17 protein-coding genes are annotated in these 16,500 nt (G+C 65.8%); 6 read left to right on the forward strand and 11 right to left on the reverse strand.

The annotated features are described in order from the left end of the window. The first annotated feature begins 11 nt into the window (after positions 1 to 11). The 4 genes from ACZK08_RS16970 (at position 12) to ACZK08_RS16985 (ending at position 4,454) form a co-directional block, all read left to right on the forward strand. Positions 12 to 1,235: an ABC transporter permease gene (locus ACZK08_RS16970; protein ID WP_053518725.1), complete on the forward strand. Its 1,224-nt coding sequence runs from the start codon at positions 12 to 14 to the stop codon at positions 1,233 to 1,235. A gap of 1 nt (position 1,236) precedes the next feature. Further along, complete coding sequence (locus ACZK08_RS16975) at positions 1,237 to 1,635, forward strand: PDZ domain-containing protein (RefSeq protein ID WP_065181786.1); 399 nt, start codon at positions 1,237 to 1,239, stop codon at positions 1,633 to 1,635. A gap of 123 nt (positions 1,636 to 1,758) precedes the next feature. Beyond that, positions 1,759 to 3,105 carry a sigma-54-dependent transcriptional regulator gene (locus ACZK08_RS16980; RefSeq protein ID WP_065181787.1) on the forward strand — a complete coding sequence of 449 codons (1,347 nt, stop codon included), beginning with the start codon at positions 1,759 to 1,761 and terminating at the stop codon, positions 3,103 to 3,105. Next, positions 3,102 to 4,454 carry a sensor histidine kinase gene (locus ACZK08_RS16985; RefSeq protein WP_053518729.1) on the forward strand — a complete coding sequence of 451 codons (1,353 nt, stop codon included), beginning with the start codon at positions 3,102 to 3,104 and terminating at the stop codon, positions 4,452 to 4,454. The genes ACZK08_RS16980 and ACZK08_RS16985 overlap by 4 nt, the downstream gene beginning before the upstream one ends. 94 nt (positions 4,455 to 4,548) lie before the next feature. Here the strand turns inward: ACZK08_RS16985 and ACZK08_RS16990 are convergent, their stop codons facing one another. Both ACZK08_RS16990 and glmU read right to left on the reverse strand, forming a co-directional pair. Next, positions 4,549 to 5,100 (reverse strand): GNAT family N-acetyltransferase, encoded by a 552-nt coding sequence (locus ACZK08_RS16990; RefSeq protein WP_065181788.1) that lies wholly within the window; start codon positions 5,098 to 5,100, stop codon positions 4,549 to 4,551. Continuing rightward, entirely contained in the window at positions 5,069 to 6,436 is a 1,368-nt protein-coding gene (glmU, locus tag ACZK08_RS16995) for a bifunctional UDP-N-acetylglucosamine diphosphorylase/glucosamine-1-phosphate N-acetyltransferase GlmU (RefSeq protein ID WP_065181789.1), read from the reverse strand. Before glmU ends, ACZK08_RS16990 begins: the two co-directional genes overlap by 32 nt. A gap of 80 nt (positions 6,437 to 6,516) precedes the next feature. On the opposite strand from glmU, the gene ACZK08_RS17000 reads away from it, so the two are divergent. Continuing rightward, on the forward strand, positions 6,517 to 6,900 hold the full coding sequence (locus tag ACZK08_RS17000; protein ID WP_053518733.1) for a GtrA family protein: 384 nt from the start codon (positions 6,517 to 6,519) through the stop codon (positions 6,898 to 6,900). 67 nt (positions 6,901 to 6,967) lie between these two features. Here the strand turns inward: ACZK08_RS17000 and ACZK08_RS17005 are convergent, their stop codons facing one another. The 9 genes from ACZK08_RS17005 to ACZK08_RS17045 form a co-directional block, all read right to left on the reverse strand. Then, entirely contained in the window at positions 6,968 to 7,390 is a 423-nt protein-coding gene (locus ACZK08_RS17005) for a F0F1 ATP synthase subunit epsilon (protein WP_005419509.1), read from the reverse strand. A 113-nt stretch (positions 7,391 to 7,503) separates the two neighbouring features. Beyond that, complete coding sequence (atpD, locus tag ACZK08_RS17010; protein ID WP_049429233.1) at positions 7,504 to 8,910, reverse strand: F0F1 ATP synthase subunit beta; 1,407 nt, start codon at positions 8,908 to 8,910, stop codon at positions 7,504 to 7,506. A 38-nt stretch (positions 8,911 to 8,948) separates the two neighbouring features. After that, complete coding sequence (gene atpG / locus ACZK08_RS17015) at positions 8,949 to 9,812, reverse strand: F0F1 ATP synthase subunit gamma (RefSeq protein WP_053518734.1); 864 nt, start codon at positions 9,810 to 9,812, stop codon at positions 8,949 to 8,951. A gap of 81 nt (positions 9,813 to 9,893) precedes the next feature. After that, positions 9,894 to 11,441 carry a F0F1 ATP synthase subunit alpha gene (gene atpA, locus ACZK08_RS17020; protein ID WP_053518735.1) on the reverse strand — a complete coding sequence of 516 codons (1,548 nt, stop codon included), beginning with the start codon at positions 11,439 to 11,441 and terminating at the stop codon, positions 9,894 to 9,896. A 44-nt stretch (positions 11,442 to 11,485) separates the two neighbouring features. Continuing rightward, a complete protein-coding gene (locus tag ACZK08_RS17025) occupies positions 11,486 to 12,013 on the reverse strand; it encodes a F0F1 ATP synthase subunit delta (protein WP_053518737.1) in 528 nt (175 codons plus the stop codon). A 2-nt stretch (positions 12,014 to 12,015) separates the two neighbouring features. Further along, positions 12,016 to 12,486, reverse strand: a complete 471-nt coding sequence (locus ACZK08_RS17030; protein ID WP_053518738.1) for a F0F1 ATP synthase subunit B — start codon at positions 12,484 to 12,486, stop codon at positions 12,016 to 12,018. 106 nt (positions 12,487 to 12,592) lie between these two features. Then, positions 12,593 to 12,898, reverse strand: a complete 306-nt coding sequence (gene atpE, locus ACZK08_RS17035) for a F0F1 ATP synthase subunit C (RefSeq protein WP_005411133.1) — start codon at positions 12,896 to 12,898, stop codon at positions 12,593 to 12,595. Between the two features lie 73 nt (positions 12,899 to 12,971). Then, a complete protein-coding gene (gene atpB / locus ACZK08_RS17040) occupies positions 12,972 to 13,772 on the reverse strand; it encodes a F0F1 ATP synthase subunit A (RefSeq protein ID WP_053518739.1) in 801 nt (266 codons plus the stop codon). Between the two features lie 30 nt (positions 13,773 to 13,802). After that, positions 13,803 to 14,168: a hypothetical protein gene (locus tag ACZK08_RS17045; protein WP_180876808.1), complete on the reverse strand. Its 366-nt coding sequence runs from the start codon at positions 14,166 to 14,168 to the stop codon at positions 13,803 to 13,805. Between the two features lie 460 nt (positions 14,169 to 14,628). Between ACZK08_RS17045 and ACZK08_RS17050 the strand changes: the two genes are divergently transcribed. Then, positions 14,629 to 15,447, forward strand: a complete 819-nt coding sequence (locus ACZK08_RS17050) for a hypothetical protein (RefSeq protein WP_053518741.1) — start codon at positions 14,629 to 14,631, stop codon at positions 15,445 to 15,447. Positions 15,448 to 16,500 lie beyond the last annotated feature (1,053 nt).

Below are 16,500 nucleotides of genomic sequence, written 5' to 3' on the forward strand. Positions count from 1 at the left end.
AGGACACTGCCATGGATATCCGCCCCATCCTCAGCACGCTGCGCCGGCACAAGACCGCCGCTGCCCTGATCGTGCTGGAAATCGCGCTGACCTGCGCCATCGTCTGCAATGCGTTGTTCCTGGTCAGCCAGCGCGTGGAGAAGATCACCCAGCCCAGCGGCCTGGCCGAGAACGAACTGGTGATCGTCCGTACCAGCGGCATCGGCACCCAGACCAATGCCATGGCGCGTACCCAGGAAGACCTGGCCGCGCTGCGCGCCGTTCCCGGTGCGACCAGCGTGACCAAGGTCAACCAGCTGCCGTTCCGCCCCAGCTCGTCCAATACCAGCATCTCGCGCGAGCGCGACCAGGAACGGCCGACGACCTCGGCGACGCTGTACATGTTCAACGAAGGTGCGTTGTCCACCCTGGGCCTGCAGCTGGTGGCCGGCCGTGACTTCCTGCCCGGCGAGTACATCGACTTCGAGGACGCACGCAAGTCGGCCAGCACCACGCCGGACAAGGCATCGGCAGTGATCCTCAACCAGGCCGTGGCCGAGAAGATGTTCCCGGGCCAGAACCCGCTGGGCAAGACCTTCTACATGGGTCGGCAGGCGCTGCACGTGGTGGGCGTGGTTGCCCACCTCGCGCCGCCGACGGACTGGAACAACAACACCACCCTGTCGATGATCCTGCCGGTGCGCACCGACTTCGCCAGCGGCGGCCCGTACATGCTGCGCACCACGCCCGAACGCCGCGATGAAGTGCTGAAGGGTGCCCTGGCGGCTCTTGAACGCAACGATCCCAACCGCCTGGTGCGCGAGAAGCTCAGCTATGAGGACCAGCGCAACGACTACTTCAAGAACGACCGGGCGATGGTCGGGCTGCTGGTCACCGTATGCATCGCCCTGCTGGTGGTGACGGCGCTGGGCATCGTCGGCCTGGCCAGCTTCTGGGTGCAGCAGCGCAGCAAGCAGATCGGCATCCGCCGTGCGCTCGGTGCCACCCGCGGCCAGGTGCTGCGCTACTTCCAGACCGAGAACTTCCTGCTGGCCTCGCTGGGCATCGTGCTGGGCATGCTGGCGGCCTACGCCATCAATCTGTGGTTGATGAACATGTACGAGCTGCCTCGCATGCCGCTGCTGTACCTGCCGCTGGGTGCGGTGCTGCTGTGGGCACTGGGCCAGATCGCCGTGTTCGGCCCTGCGCGCCGGGCGGCCGCCGTGCCTCCGGCCGTCGCCACGCGGGGGGCCTGACATGCGCGCACCTTTCCTGGCGATGATGCTGATGCTGATGCTGCCGCTGCCGGCCCTTGCCGGCAGCAGCAACCAGCAGACCATGAGCTGGCAGGACGACGGCGCCCATGTGGCGCTGGCGTCCTCGGGCGGCCACGTGCGGGTCGATGCGGCGCATCCGGAGGCGCGCTTCGGCGTGCGCCGTGGCGACCGCATCCTGCGCGTGGACGATACCGCCGTGCAGCAGGTCGACCAGCTGACAGCCGCGATGCAGGCCACCGACGCATCCAGCGTACGGCTGCTGCTGCAGCGCGATGGAAAGACGCTGACCGTGCCGGTGTCCCTGGCTGGCTGGCGGCCCCTGCTGTCACCGCCCACCGCACCACCACCGCCGCCGGCTCCGCCGCCGCCACGACGGTGATCCGGCACCGGCTGCAGGGCGGCAGCTTTTAGCTATGCTTGATGGGTGGCGCCGGCTCCTGCCGGCGCCCTGGAACCTACAGCTCTCTCCGGCGCTGCCCATCCCTTTTTCCAGAACCGGTCCATGCCCGCGATCCTCATCATCGACGACAACGCCAGCGTGGGCACCGCGCTGGACGTGCTGTTCTCCCTGCACGACATCGACACGCTGCAGGCACAGAGCCCGGCCGAAGGCCTGGCCCTGCTCGAATCGCAGCCGGTGGACCTGGTGATCCAGGACATGAACTTCAGCGAGGACACCACCTCCGGCGAGGAAGGCGAAGCCCTGTTCGCGCAGATCCGCGCACGCCACCCCGACCTGCCGGTGATCCTGCTGACCGCCTGGACCCATCTGAGCAGCGCGGTGGACCTGGTCAAGGCCGGCGCGGCCGATTACCTGGCCAAGCCCTGGGACGACCGCAAGCTGCTGACCACGGTCAACAACCTGCTGGAACTGTCCGAAGCACGTCGCGAACTGGACCGTCGGCGCGAACGCGAGCAGCGTCAGCGCGCCGCGCTGGAACAGAAGTACGACCTCAGTGGTGCCGTCTTCGCCGATCCCGCCAGTGAACGCGTGATCGCCCTGGCCTGCCAGGTCGCACGCTCCGAACTGCCGGTCCTGATCACCGGACCCAATGGCGCCGGCAAGGAGAAGATCGCGCAGATCATCCAGGCCAATTCGCTGGTGGCAAAGGGACCGTTCGTCACGGTCAACTGTGGTGCGCTGCCGTCCGAGCTGATCGAAGCCGAGCTGTTCGGCGCCGAGGCAGGTGCCTACACCGGTGCCAACAAGGCGCGCGAAGGCAAGTTCGAGGCGGCCGATGGAGGCACCCTGTTCCTGGATGAGATCGGCAACCTGTCGCTGGGCGGGCAGATGAAGCTACTGCGCGTGCTGGAGACCGGTCGCTTCGAGCGCCTGGGCTCCAACCGCGAACGCCAGGTCAAGGTACGCGTGGTCAGCGCCACCAATGCCGACCTGCCGGCGATGATCCGCGACGGCACGTTCCGCGAGGACCTGTACTACCGCCTCAACACCGTGGAGCTGGTGCTGCCGCCGCTGGCCGAGCGGCCCGGCGACATCCTGCCGCTGGCCGAACGCTTCCTGGCGGGCGGCAAGCCGTTGTCCAGCGCCGCCGCTGCCGCGTTGCAACGGCACCCGTGGCCGGGCAACGTGCGCGAACTGCGCAACGTGATCCAGCGCGCCGAGCTGCTGGCCACCGGCAACCGCATCGAAGTGACCGATCTCAACCTGCCACGCGCTCCGGCTGCGCCACGCCCGGCGCCGAGCGCCGGCAACGATCCGGACCGCACGCGCATCGAGGAGGTACTGGCGCGCAATCATGGGGTCATCGCGCAGGCGGCCGCCGAACTCGGTCTCAGCCGCCAGGCACTGTACCGGCGCATGGACCGCCACGGCATTCCGCGCGAATGAAGCGACGCTCGTTCACCTTCCGCCTGTTCCTGCGCCTGCTGCCGGTGCTGGCGCTGGCTGCCGCGCTGCCCTGGCTGCTGGCCTACTGGCTCGACCACGGCTGGGCGGTGGCCATCGTATCCACGGTGATCCTGCTTGCCCTGATGTGGTGGGCGCTGCGCCGCGCCACCGCACCGGTCCGCTCGCTGATGCGTGCGTTGTCCGGCACCACCAGCAGCTACCGCGATGGCGAGTACAACTTCGGCGTTCACTGGGAAGGCAACGACGAACTGGGTGACCTGGTGAAGGCACATCGCGAGCTGGGCGACGTGCTGCGCGAGCAGCGCCAGGGTCTGGTGCAACGCGAACTGCTGCTGGACACGATGGTGCAGAACACGCCCGTGGCGATGCTGCTGATCGCATCAGGCGGTGATGGCATCGCCCGTGTGGTGTTCTCCAACCTGGCTGCGCGCAAGCTGCTGCATGGTGGCTGGAAGCTGGAGGGCCAGCGCCTGGAGGAGGTGCTGGAGCAGGTGCCGGTGGAACTGCGCGACGCCATCGCCCGCGGCGGCGACAGCCTGTTCGCGGTGCAGGCCGAAGGCGAGGACGGCGACGAGGATGACGAGCAGGTCTACCACCTGTCGCGGCGCGCGTTCCATCTCAATGGACGGCCCCATGATCTGCTGCTGGTGCGTCTGCTCACCGCCGAGCTGCGCAGGCAGGAAGTCCAGACCTGGAAGAAGGTGATCCGGGTGATCAGCCACGAGCTGAACAATTCGCTGGCACCGATTGCCTCGCTGGCGCATTCCGGAGGGGAACTGGTCAAGCGTGAGCGGTTCGACCGCCTGCCGGAGATCTTCACCACCATCGAAGATCGCGCCCGCCACCTGGAGGGGTTCATCCGCGGATACGCACGCTTCGCCAAGCTGCCACAGCCCCAGCTGCAGACCGTGCACTGGGCCCCGTTCCTGTCCAGCCTGCGCCAGCAGATTCCGTTCGGCATGGAGCAGGAGCCGGACGAGGAGATGAGCAGCCGCATCGATATCGCGCAGTTCGGGCAGGCACTGCTGAACCTGCTGAAGAACGCGCACGAAGCCTGCGCGGAAGCCGATCCGCCCAACGATGACGTGCAGGTGCAGTTGACCCGCCTGCCCCAGTGGCTGCGTCTGGATGTGCTTGATCGCGGCAAAGGCATGAACGAGCAGGTACTGCAGAATGCGTTGATGCCGTTCTATTCGACCAAGCGCAACGGCACCGGGCTGGGACTGGCGCTGACCCGGGAGATCGTGGAGGCGCACGGTGGACGGGTGTCGCTGCAGAACCGCAGTGAGGGTGGGTTGTGTGTTTCGATCCTGCTGCCGGCGGGGTGAGGTGACGCTCCGGGAAGCGGAAGCGGCCGCTCCGCCCGCCGGGCATGACCCGGCGCTGCCCGACATCATTGGCGAAGGCACCCCGGAACGACCTTCAGCCATCCATCGAAGACAGGACACGCCGCATCGCCACCCGTAGATGCATCGGAAACCCCAATGCGGCTTCCTCCGCCATCACGGCCTGCAGCCCGTCACCCCATTCCTCCTGCGCAAGCCCCACGAATCCCTCGCCGGCATAGAACGGCGCATTCCACGGCACGTCTGCCAGCGTGGTCAGCACCGCAGAGCGATAGCCCTGGGTCCTGGCCAATGCCAACGCGTGCCGCAGCAAAGCACGACCATGGCCACGACGCGCATGCGCCGGGTCCACATCCATCTGCAGCACATGGAATTCGCCGCACAGCCCGCCTGCCAGCAGGTAACCGGCGATGCCGCCGCCGTCGGCGTCATCCACCACCCACAGCTGCCCACGCCGGAGGCCGTCCCGCAGCGCCTGCAGATCCAGGCCGTGGCCGGCGAACACCGGATAGGCTTCGTGGCCCTTCAGCAGTTCGCCGGCACGCTGTTCGATCGCCGGCAGCACGCCGAGCTCGTCGGCATGCGGAACCCGTGGCTCAGGATTTCTTGACCGGCCGCTTCCAGCCATCGATGGTTTCCTGCCGTGCGCGTGCCAGCGTCAGCTTGCCGTCCGGCGCGGTGCGGGTGATGACCGAACCGGCGGCGATGGTGGCGCCCTCGCCGATCAGCACCGGTGCCACCAGCGAGCTGTTGGAACCGATGAAGGCATTGTCGCCGATGGTCGTGGTCGACTTGTTGACGCCGTCGTAGTTGCAGGTGATGGTGCCGGCGCCGATGTTCACCTTGCTGCCGATCACCGCATCGCCCAGATAGGTCAGGTGGTTGGCCTTGCTGCCCACGCCGAGGGTCACTTTCTTGGTCTCCACGAAGTTGCCTACGTGGACGCCATCGGCGAGCACGGTGCCCGGGCGCAACCGGGCGAACGGACCGACCGATGCGGCACCTTCGGTGACCACCCCTTCCAGGTCGCAGTGCGCGCGCACTTCGGTGCCCGGCCCGAGCGTCACGTCCTTGAGTCGATTGAACGGGCCGATGGTCACGCCATCCTCCAGCACCACCTTGCCCTCAAGAATGACATCGACATCGATGAGCACATCGCTGCCGACCGTCACGCTGCCGCGGATATCCAGCCGTGACGGGTCCAGCACGCGCGCGCCCTGCGCGCACAGCGCACGTACTGCGCGGCGCTGCCACGCGCGCTCGAGCTGCGCCAGCTGCCAGGGATCGTTCGCCCCTTCTGCTTCCTGCACATCGGCCACCAGTGCCATCTCGGCCGGGGTGAACTCACGGGCTGCAAAGGCAAATACGTCGGTCAGGTAGTACTCGCCCTGCGCGTTGCTGTTGGACAGCTGCGAGAGCCACCGGCGCAGCGCGGTCGATTCGGCGGTGATGATGCCGGTATTGATCGTGCGCACGCGCAGCTGGTCATCGCTGGCGTCCTTCTGTTCGACGATGGCGCCGACCCGGCCCTCGGCGTCGCGCAGCACGCGGCCATAACCGGTCGGGTCATCCACATCGGCCACAAGCACGGCCAGCCGGCCCGGCTGCGCCAGCAGGTCGCGCAGCGTCTGCGCGCGGATCAACGGCACATCGCCGTACAGCACCAGCACCTGCGCGGCGTCGGGCACCTGCGGCATCGCCTGCGCGACCGCGTGGCCGGTCCCCAGCTGCTGTGCCTGCTCGGCCCATTGCAGGTCGGTCTGGTCGGCGAAGTGGCGCCGCACTGCCTCGCCACCATGGCCATACACCACGTGGATCGCAGCGGGGTCGAGCTCGCGGGCGGCAGCGATGACATGCGCGAGCATCGGCTGCCCGGCGATCGGCTGCAGCACCTTCGGCAGCACCGACTTCATGCGCTTGCCGGCACCTGCGGCCAGGATGATCACGTGCAGGGGTTGGGTCATGGGGGGAATCCGTGGTTCGATGACACCGATTCTAGAGCGTGGCCCGTTAACATGGATGCCCCTCCTTCTTCAGCATGCCGATGAGCCTCATCCGCCAGGGAAGCACCTACCTCGTCATCGGGCTCGTGCAGCTGCTGGTCGACTGGGTGGTCTTCGTGGCGGCCACCGCACTGGGGTTGCCGGTTGCACCGGCCAACGTCACGGGCCGGCTGGCGGGGATGCTGCTGGGCTTCTGGCTCAACGGTCGCTACACGTTCGCCGAGCCGGGCACGCACAAGCTGGGCTGGAAGCGCTTTGCGCGCTTCTGCGCGCTGTGGCTGCTGCTGACGGCGGCCAGCACGCTGCTGGTCAGCCTGGTCGACCAGGCTCTGGGCCTGCGCTACGCGTGGCTGGCCAAGCCGCTGGTCGAGGGCGGACTGGCGGCGGTGTCGTTCCTGCTGATGCGCCACGTGGTCTACCGCTGACCGGCGGTGATGGCGCACAAACAAAAACGCCGGCACGAGGCCGGCGTTCCTGTGGGTGTGGCGAGCCTCAGTGCTTGAGGTTCTTGCGCAGGCGCTCCAGCGCCTGCAGCTGGACCACGGCTTCGGCCAGCTTCTGCTGGGCTTCGGCCACTTCCATGGCTTCACCACGGTTGGCCAGGATGCGCTCGGCTTCTTCCTTGGCCTTGCGGACCGAGGCTTCGTCGATGTCCTGCGCGCGGATCGCGGTGTCGGCCAGCACGGTCACCACCTGCGGCTGAACCTCCAGGATGCCGCCGGAAATGGCGAAATCCAGCTGCTCGCCGTTCGGCGTGGTCACCACCACCTTGCCCGGCTTCAGGCGGGTGATCAGCGGTGCGTGCTTGGGCGCGATGCCCAGTTCGCCCAGCTCACCGGTGGCCACGACCAGGGTCGCTTCGCCACGGAAGATTTCCTGCTCGGCGCTGACGATGTCGCAACGGATCGTGCTCATGCAAATCTCTTCGCTGTTCGCGGTGGCGCGATGCCACCGTGGAGGTCCACCGGCCCGGGCGGCTGCCCGGCGCCGGCGTCAGGTCGGGCAGGATCGCTCCCGCCCCTCCCGGATCAGGCCTTCTCGGCCATCTTCTTGGCCTTCTCGACCGCTTCTTCGATGCCGCCGACCATGTAGAACGCCTGCTCCGGCAGGTGGTCGTACTCGCCATCGACGATGGCCTTGAAGCCACGGATGGTGTCCTTCAGCGGCACGTACTTGCCCGGCGAACCGGTGAACACTTCGGCCACGTGGAACGGCTGGCTGAAGAAGCGCTCGATCTTGCGGGCGCGCGACACGGCCTGCTTGTCTTCTTCGGACAGTTCGTCCATGCCCAGGATGGCGATGATGTCCTTCAGTTCCTTGTACTTCTGCAGGGTCTGCTGGACGCGCTGGGCGGTGTCGTAGTGCTCGTGGCCGATGACCAGCGGGTCCATCTGGCGGCTGGTGGAGTCCAGCGGATCGACGGCCGGGTAGATACCCAGCGAGGCGATCGAACGCGACAGGGTCACGGTCGAGTCCAGGTGGGCGAAGGTGGTCGCCGGCGACGGGTCGGTCAGGTCGTCCGCGGGAACGTAGACGGCCTGGATCGAGGTGATCGAACCGTTCTTGGTCGAGGTGATGCGCTCCTGCAGGACGCCCATTTCCTCGGCCAGGGTCGGCTGGTAACCCACGGCGGACGGCATACGACCCAGCAGTGCCGACACTTCGGTACCGGCCAGGGTGTAGCGGTAGATGTTGTCGACGAACAGCAGCACGTCCTTGCCCTTGCCGTTCTCGTCCTTCTCGTCGCGGAAGTACTCGGCCATGGTCAGGCCGGTCAGCGCGACGCGCAGGCGGTTGCCCGGCGGCTCGTTCATCTGGCCGTACACCATCGCCACCTTGTCGAGGACGTTGGAGTCCTTCATTTCGTGGTAGAAGTCGTTGCCCTCACGGGTACGCTCACCCACGCCGGCGAACACGGACAGACCGCTGTGCGCCTTGGCGATGTTGTTGATCAGTTCCATCATGTTGACGGTCTTGCCGACGCCGGCGCCGCCGAACAGGCCGACCTTGCCGCCCTTGGCGAACGGGCACATCAGGTCGATGACCTTGATGCCGGTTTCCAGCAGCTCGGTGGCCGGGGACTGGTCTTCGTACGACGGTGCCGCACGGTGGATTTCCCAGTTGTCGCTGGCAGCGACCGGGCCGGCTTCGTCGATCGGACGGCCCAGCACGTCCATGATGCGGCCCAGGGTGCCGGCGCCGACCGGCACCGAGATGCCACGACCGGTGTTGGTGGCGACCAGGTTGCGCTTCAGGCCATCGGTGGAACCGAGGGCGATGGTACGCACCACGCCGTCGCCCAGCTGCTGCTGGACTTCAAGGGTGATTTCGGTGTTGTCGACCTTCAGCGCGTCGTACACCTTCGGCACCGACTCACGCGGGAATTCGACGTCGACGACCGCGCCGATGATCTGAACGATCTTGCCCTGACTCATTGCTGCATCCTCTAAATGTGTGCTTTGAACGAACGCGGTCAGACTGCTGCCGCGCCGCCGACGATTTCGGAGATTTCCTGGGTGATCGCTGCCTGGCGCGCCTTGTTGTAGACGAGCTGCAGCGTACCGATCAGCTTGTTGGCGTTGTCGCTCGCCGCCTTCATCGCGACCATGCGTGCGGCATGTTCGGAGGCGACGTTTTCCAGCAATGCCTGGTACACCAGCGACTCGATGTAACGCGTCATCACGTGCTCGAGCACGGTCGCGGCATCGGGTTCGTACAGGTAATCCCAGTCGTGGTGCGCGACCTGCTTCTCGGCCGCCGGCAGCGGCAGCAGCTGATCGAAGCTGGCCTTCTGCGTCATGGTGTTCACGAAGCGGTTGTAGACCAGGTACACGCGGTCGACCTTGCCTTCAGTGAAGGCGTCGAGCATGACCTTGATCACACCGATCAGCGATTCCAGCTTCGGCACGTCGCCGATGTGGGTCACGCTGCCGACCATGTTGACCTTGACGCGGCGGAAGAAGGTCGATGCCTTCTGGCCGATGGTCACCAGATCCACTTCCGCACCCTTGTCCTGCCATGCCTTGGCTTCGCCCAGCATCTTGCGGAACAGGTTGTTGTTCAGGCCGCCGGCCAGGCCGCGATCGGAGGAGATCACGATGAAACCGACCCGCTTGACCTGCTCGCGCTCGACCAGGAACGGATGCTGGTAATCGGTGCTGGCCTGCGCCAGGTGGCCGATCACCTGCTTCATCGCCTGCGCGTACGGACGCGAGGTCTTCATCCGATCCTGCGCCTTGCGGATCTTGGAGGCCGAGACCATCTCCAGGGCGCGCGTCACCTTGCGGGTGTTCTGCACGCTCTTGATCTTGGTTTTGATTTCGCGTCCGCTTGCCATCTCTTGTTTCCCGTGGCGCGGGGCTGATGCCCCGCGTTGTTCAACGGTGGAACGGGGCCAGGCCCCGTTCCCCATGCGCTGTTACCAGCTGCCGGTGGTCTTGAAGTCGGCGATGCCCTTCTTGAAGGCACCTTCGATATCGTTGTCCCAGCCGCCGGTGGCGTTGACCTTGTTGATCAGCTCGCCCTGGGTGTTGGCGAAGTGGGCGTGCAGGCCCTCTTCGAACGCCAGCAGCTTGTTGACCGGCACGTCGTCGAGGTAACCCTCGTTGACGGCGTAGATCGACAGCGCCTGGTTGGCGATCGACATCGGCGCGTACTGCTTCTGCTTCATCAGCTCGGTGACGCGCTGGCCACGTTCCAGCTGCTTGCGGGTGGCTTCGTCCAGATCCGAAGCGAACTGCGCGAACGCAGCCAGCTCACGGTACTGGGCAAGCGAGATGCGGATGCCGCCCGACAGCTTCTTGATGATCTTGGTCTGCGCCGAACCACCGACGCGCGACACCGAGATACCGGCGTTCACGGCCGGGCGGATGCCGGCGTTGAACAGGTCGGTTTCCAGGAAGATCTGGCCGTCGGTGATCGAGATCACGTTGGTCGGAACGAAGGCGGACACGTCGCCGGCCTGGGTTTCGATGATCGGCAGCGCGGTCAGCGAACCGGTCTTGCCGGTGACCTTGCCTTCGGTGAACTTCTCGACGTACTCCTCGGACACGCGGGCAGCGCGTTCCAGCAGGCGCGAGTGCAGGTAGAACACGTCGCCCGGGTAGGCTTCACGGCCCGGCGGGCGCTTCAGCAGCAGCGAGATCTGGCGGTAGGCAACGGCCTGCTTGGACAGATCGTCGTACACGATCAGCGCGTCTTCGCCGCGGTCCATGAAGTACTCGCCCATGGTGCAGCCCGAGTAGGCGCTGATGTACTGCATCGCAGCCGATTCGGACGCGGTGGCGGCCACGACGATGGTGTGGGCCAGGGCGCCGTTCTCTTCCAGCTTGCGCACGATGTTGGCGATGGTCGATGCCTTCTGGCCGATCGCAACGTACACGCACTTGATGCCGGTGCCCTTCTGGTTGATCACCGCGTCGATCGCCATGGCGGTCTTGCCGGTCTGGCGGTCACCGATGATCAGCTCGCGCTGGCCACGGCCGATCGGGATCATCGAGTCGACCGACTTGTAACCGGTCTGCACCGGCTGGTCGACCGACTTGCGCCAGATCACGCCCGGAGCAACACGCTCCACCGGAGCGGTCACGTCGGTGCCCAGCGGGCCCTTGCCGTCGATCGGCTCGCCGAGCGCGTTGACGACGCGGCCCAGCAGTTCCGGACCGACCGGCACTTCCAGGATGCGGCCGGTGGTCTTGGCGACGTCGCCTTCGCGCAGGTGCTCGTAGTCACCCAGGACCACGGCGCCGACCGAGTCGCGCTCCAGGTTCAGGGCCAGGGCGAAGGTGTTGTTCGGCAGTTCGATCATTTCGCCCTGCATCACGTCGGCCAGACCGAAGATGCGCACGATGCCGTCGGACACGCTGGTCACGGTGCCTTCGTTGCGCGATTCCGCGGCCAGCTTGACCTTCTCGATGCGGTTCTTGATCAGTTCGCTGATTTCGGAGGGGTTGAGCGTGGTTGCCATCGTCAAGTCCTAGTGCCGGCAGCGGGGCCGGACGTTAAATGAATTCAGTTAGCGAGCGCGGTCTGCAGGCGGGCCAGCTTGCCCTTCAGCGAACCATCGATGACCACGTCGCCGGCGTCGATCACGGCGCCGCCGATCAGCGAGGCATCGACCGCAGTGGTCACATCGACCTCGCGGTTGAAGCGCTTGCGCAGCGCGACCTTGATCGCGTCCAGCTCGCCGGCCGACAGTTCGGCGGCCGAGGTCACGGTGGCCTTGACCACGTGCTCGGCTTCGGCGCGCAGGGCGTCGAACATGCCGGAGATCTCCGGCAGCAGCGGCAGACGATGCGATTCGGCCAGGATGGCCAGGAAGCGCGAGAAGCTTTCGCCGTGGGTCGCCGGCGCCAACAGGGCGACAGCGTCGTCACGACCGAGCTCCGGGTTGGCGAGCAGGGCCGCCACGCGCGGGTCGGCGGCGACGTGGGCGGAGAACGCCAGGGCGTCCGACCACGGCGCGAACGCGCCTTCGTCGCGCGCGGTCGCGAACGCGGCGCGGGCGTACGGGCGGGCAAGCGTGAGGGCCTGGCTCATCCTTAGATCTCCGAGGCCAGCTCGTCGAGCAGCGCCTTGTGGGCGTTGGCGTCGATTTCGCGCTTGAGCAGCTTTTCGGCACCGGTCACGGCCAGCGCGGACACCTGCTTGCGCAGATCTTCACGGGCACGGTTGGCGGCGGCGTCGATCTCAGCCTGGGCCAGTTCCTTCTGACGGGTGGCTTCGGTGATCGCTTCGGTACGGGCTGCGTCGACGATCTGGTTGGCGCGCGCGTGGGCCTGGTCGATGATCTCGTTGGCCTTGGTGCGGGCTTCCTTCAGCGCTTCGTTGACCTTCTCCTGCGCCTGGGCCAGATCTTTCTGGCTGCGGTCGGCAGCAGCGAGGCCTTCAGCAATCTTCTGCTGGCGCTCTTCGATCGCGTTCATCAGCGGCGGCCAGATCTTGGTCGCGATGATCCAGATCAGACCAGCGAAGGCGAGCGCCTGCGCAAGAAGGGTGAAATTGATATTCATGGTTAGCTCGATCGCTGGTTTCGGGGTGGACGCGCCGCCGGGGCGGCGCATCCGGCCTTCATCCGAAACCGGGTGCATCAGCACCCGGTCGTCTCAAACCGCTGTATCAGCCGGCCAGAGCCTTGGTGACGGCACCGGCGAAGGCGGCCGACAGCGGGTTGGCGAAGGCCAGCAGCAGGCCGACGGCGACCGAGATGATGAACGCGGCGTCGATCAGGCCGGCGGTGATGAACATGCGGACCTGCAGGACCGGGATCAGTTCCGGCTGGCGGGCGGCCGACTCCAGGAACTTACCAGCCATGATGGCCAGACCCAGACCGGCGCCCAGCGCGGCCAGGCCGATCATGATGCCGACGGCGAGGGCGGTGGAGCTCTGAATCTGCGCGAAGTTGGTCAGGACGGCGAAGTACATGGTTATCTCCAGGAACTTAAGTTGCTAAGGGTGATGAAACGGATGAAGGTTGAAACGCGTTGAAGCTTGAAACTCAGTGAGCGTCTTCCGACAGGCTCAGGTACACGATCGACAGCATCATGAAGATGAAGGCCTGCAGCGGGATCACCAGCAGGTGGAACAGCATCCAGCCGAGGCCGAACGCACCACCGGCAATGGCGCCGAAGAAACCGGCACCACCCAGCACCCAGATCAGCAGGAACACGATTTCGCCGCCGAACATGTTGCCGAACAGTCGCATCGCCAGGGAGATCGGCTTGCTCAGCCACTCGACGATGTTGAGGATCAGGTTGAACGGCATCATCCACTTGCCGAACGGAGCCGTCAGGAACTCCTTGATGAAGCCGCCCAGTCCCTTGGACTTCAGCGCGAAGAACAGCATCAGGAAGAACACGCTGATGGCCATGCCCAGGGTGGCATTGACGTCGGCGGTCGGCACCGGCTTCCAGTAATGGATGCCCGCCAGCTCCAGCGGCTTGGCGATGAAGTCGGCCGGGATCATCTTGATGAGGTTCATCATCAGGATCCAGAAGAAGATCGTGATGGCGATCGGCGTGACCAGCTTGCTCTTGCCGTGGTAGGTGTCCTTGGCCTGGCGGTCGACGAACTCCAGGCAGATCTCCACGAAGGCCTGCCACTTGCCCGGCACGCCAGCCGTGGCCTTGCGGGTGCCCAGCCAGAAGGCGACCACGATCACCAGGCCCATCAGGACCGCGGTGAGGAAGGTATCGACGTGGATATGCCAGAACATCCCGTCGCCGTTGCCGACCGGTGCGGTCAGGTTCTGCAGGTGATGCTGGATGTAGCTGGTAGGGGTTAGAGCCTCGCCCGCCATGTGTCCGGAACCTTAGTTAATTGAATTCTGTCAACGCCTGGCCATCGCCAGGACCTGGAACATCAAGCCGACGGCGATACCGGCCAACAGCGCCAATGCAGGCAGCTTGAAGACCAGGAACCCCACCAGCAGGACGCCGAAAACGACTACCCACTTCGCCACGATCGCAATGATCAGCCGTGCCATTGCCGACCCCGCAGCCAGGGCACCCCCGCCCAGCGCCATCCGTGCCGCGACCCAGCCACCGGCCGAGATCGCCACGCCGGATGCCAGGGCACCGAGCGCGTACTTCGGCCCTACCAGCAGGAAGGCCAGGGCCAGGACAGCCACTGCGGCCAGCGGGTAGACCGCGGCGCGCAGCATCAGTCGCCGACCCGCTTCAACGGAGTTCAGCACAGGACGTCCCGCGTGGTTGCAAGTGGAGGGTTGAGGCGGCTACAGCAGGGGGGCCTCATCGAGCCGCCAAATTATAGCAATGGGACAATTTGCGAGACAACCGCTGCCTGTTCATCCCGGAAGGGCGCAAGTTGCGGTAACGGTTACATTTTTGCGTGCCGCCCAAGGGACAATGACGTCCACATGATGCTGCAGTGCAGCGTATTGAACTTTGGTCGCACGCCTGGGAACTTTCCGCGACCTTGCCGGTCCGACCTTCCGACCTGCCTGCAGCAACCTCGTCGACGCTTCGCCCCGCAGGTCCACGATGGCCCCGAAGCCCGGCTCCGGGGCCATCCTTTTTCATGGTCGTGACAGCGCTGAACCGTGCACACGCCATCGACCATACGTTCACGCATGGTGGACGAGCGCGTCCTGCACAGTGGGCTTCATTCTGATGAACCACTGCAAGGACTCTTCGATGCGCTCCGTCCCCACCCTGCTCGCCCTCTCCCTGCTTGCCGCCGGCGCATCGTTCGCCAGCGCCGCCCATGCCGCCGAAGGCGATGACCGTTTCGCCCTGCGCCTGGGTGCGATGAACATCGATTCGGACAACACGCTGCGCGGCAACACCACTGTCGCCGGCCAGGACGTCGGTTTCTCGGAAGATTTCAAGCTCGGCGGCAAGGAATGGGAACCGCGGGTAGACGGTATGTTCCGCCTCAGCGACCGCCAGCGCTTCCTGTTCAACTACTTCAAGTACGACAAGGACCGCCGCGAGACGCTGGGCCAGGACATCTCCTTCGGCGGCGTCAACGTGCCGGCTGACAGCTTCGTCAAGGCCGAGCTGAAGTACCAGGTGGCCAGCCTGGTCTACGACTACTCCGTTGTCGACACCGACACCTTCGATCTGGGCCTGCAGCTGGGTGCGGAGTACGCCAAGGTCAGCACCAAGGGCTATGCGGACCTGGGCACCGTGTATGAAGGCCAGTTCCTGGACGAGAAGACCGACGGTGTGGCACCGGTGGTCGGTGCACGCCTGAGCTTCACCCCGTCCGAGAAGTGGATGATCACCCTGCAGGGTCAGTACCTCAACACCCGCTGGGGCAGCTTCGACGACTACAAGGGTGACCTGAGCCGCGCCAATGCCATCGTCGATTACCGCCTGACCAAGAACTTCGGCCTGTTCGCCGGCTACGACTGGTTCAAGCTGGATGCGGACAAGAAGGGCAGCGACGGCACCATCGGTCTGAAGCAGGAATTCAAGGGCCCGGTGGCCGGCGTCAGCTTCGTGTTCTGATTCCTGCCCCTTCCATCGCACTCTCTCCTGGCGCGGCCTCCGGAACATCGGGGGCCGCGTTTTTTTGTGCTGCTTTGTCCTGTCGGGGTAAAAGCGGCATGGTCGAAGCGCTGGAGGGAGAGGGGGCTGCATGCGAATGTCCCCCGGCGCCGGCCTGCGGCCGTCACCTCCTCCTTTACTTCGCACGCAGCCCCCTCTCCCTCCGAGTGTCAGGCCTCCACGCGTCTGTTGAAGTGGCTCTGCGGCTGGACCCTCCGCAAGCCGAGCCGCTGCACGGGTGGCAGGCATTTCGACACAGTAAAGGAGGAGGCGACCGCCGCAGGCGGACGACGGGGGACATGTGTCGAAATGCCTGCCGCCTGTGCAGCGGCCCGGACGCTCGCGATTACATAGGCCGCACTCGCAGGATCGCGGGCGCGCAGGAGTGAGAGGAGGCTGCATGCGAATGTCCCCCGGCACCGGCCTGCGGCCGTCACCTCCTCCTTTACTTCGCACGCAGCCCCCTCTCCCTCCGCGTATCAGGCCTTCGCGCGCCTGATGAAGTGGCGCTGTGGCTGGACTGTCCGCACGCCGAGCCGCTGCGTGGGTGGCAGGCGTTTGGACACAGTAAAGGAGGAGGCGACCGCCGCAGGCGGACGACGGGGGACATGTGTCGAAATGCCTGCCGCCTGTGCAGCGGCCCGGACGCTCGCGATCACACAGGCCGCAATCGCGGGATCATGGTCGGCGCGCTGGAGGGAGAGGAGGCTGCATGCGAATGTCCCCCGGCGCCGGCCTGTGGCCGTCACCTCCTCCTTTACTTCGCACGCAGCCCCCTCTCCCTCCGCGTGTCAGGCCTCCACGCGTCTGTTGAACTGGCTCTGCTGGAGCGTCCGCACGCCGAGCCGCTGCGTGGGTGGCAGGCATTTGGACACAGTAAAGGAGGAGGCGACCGCCGCAGGCGGGCGACGGGGGACATGTGTCCAAATGCCTGCCACCCGCGCAGCGGCCCGGAAGCTCGCGACCACAGTCACCGAAGCCACAGAAGCCACCAACAAAAAACCCGGCTTTCGC

This window comes from Stenotrophomonas sp. 112478_Sma (assembly GCF_056479905.1).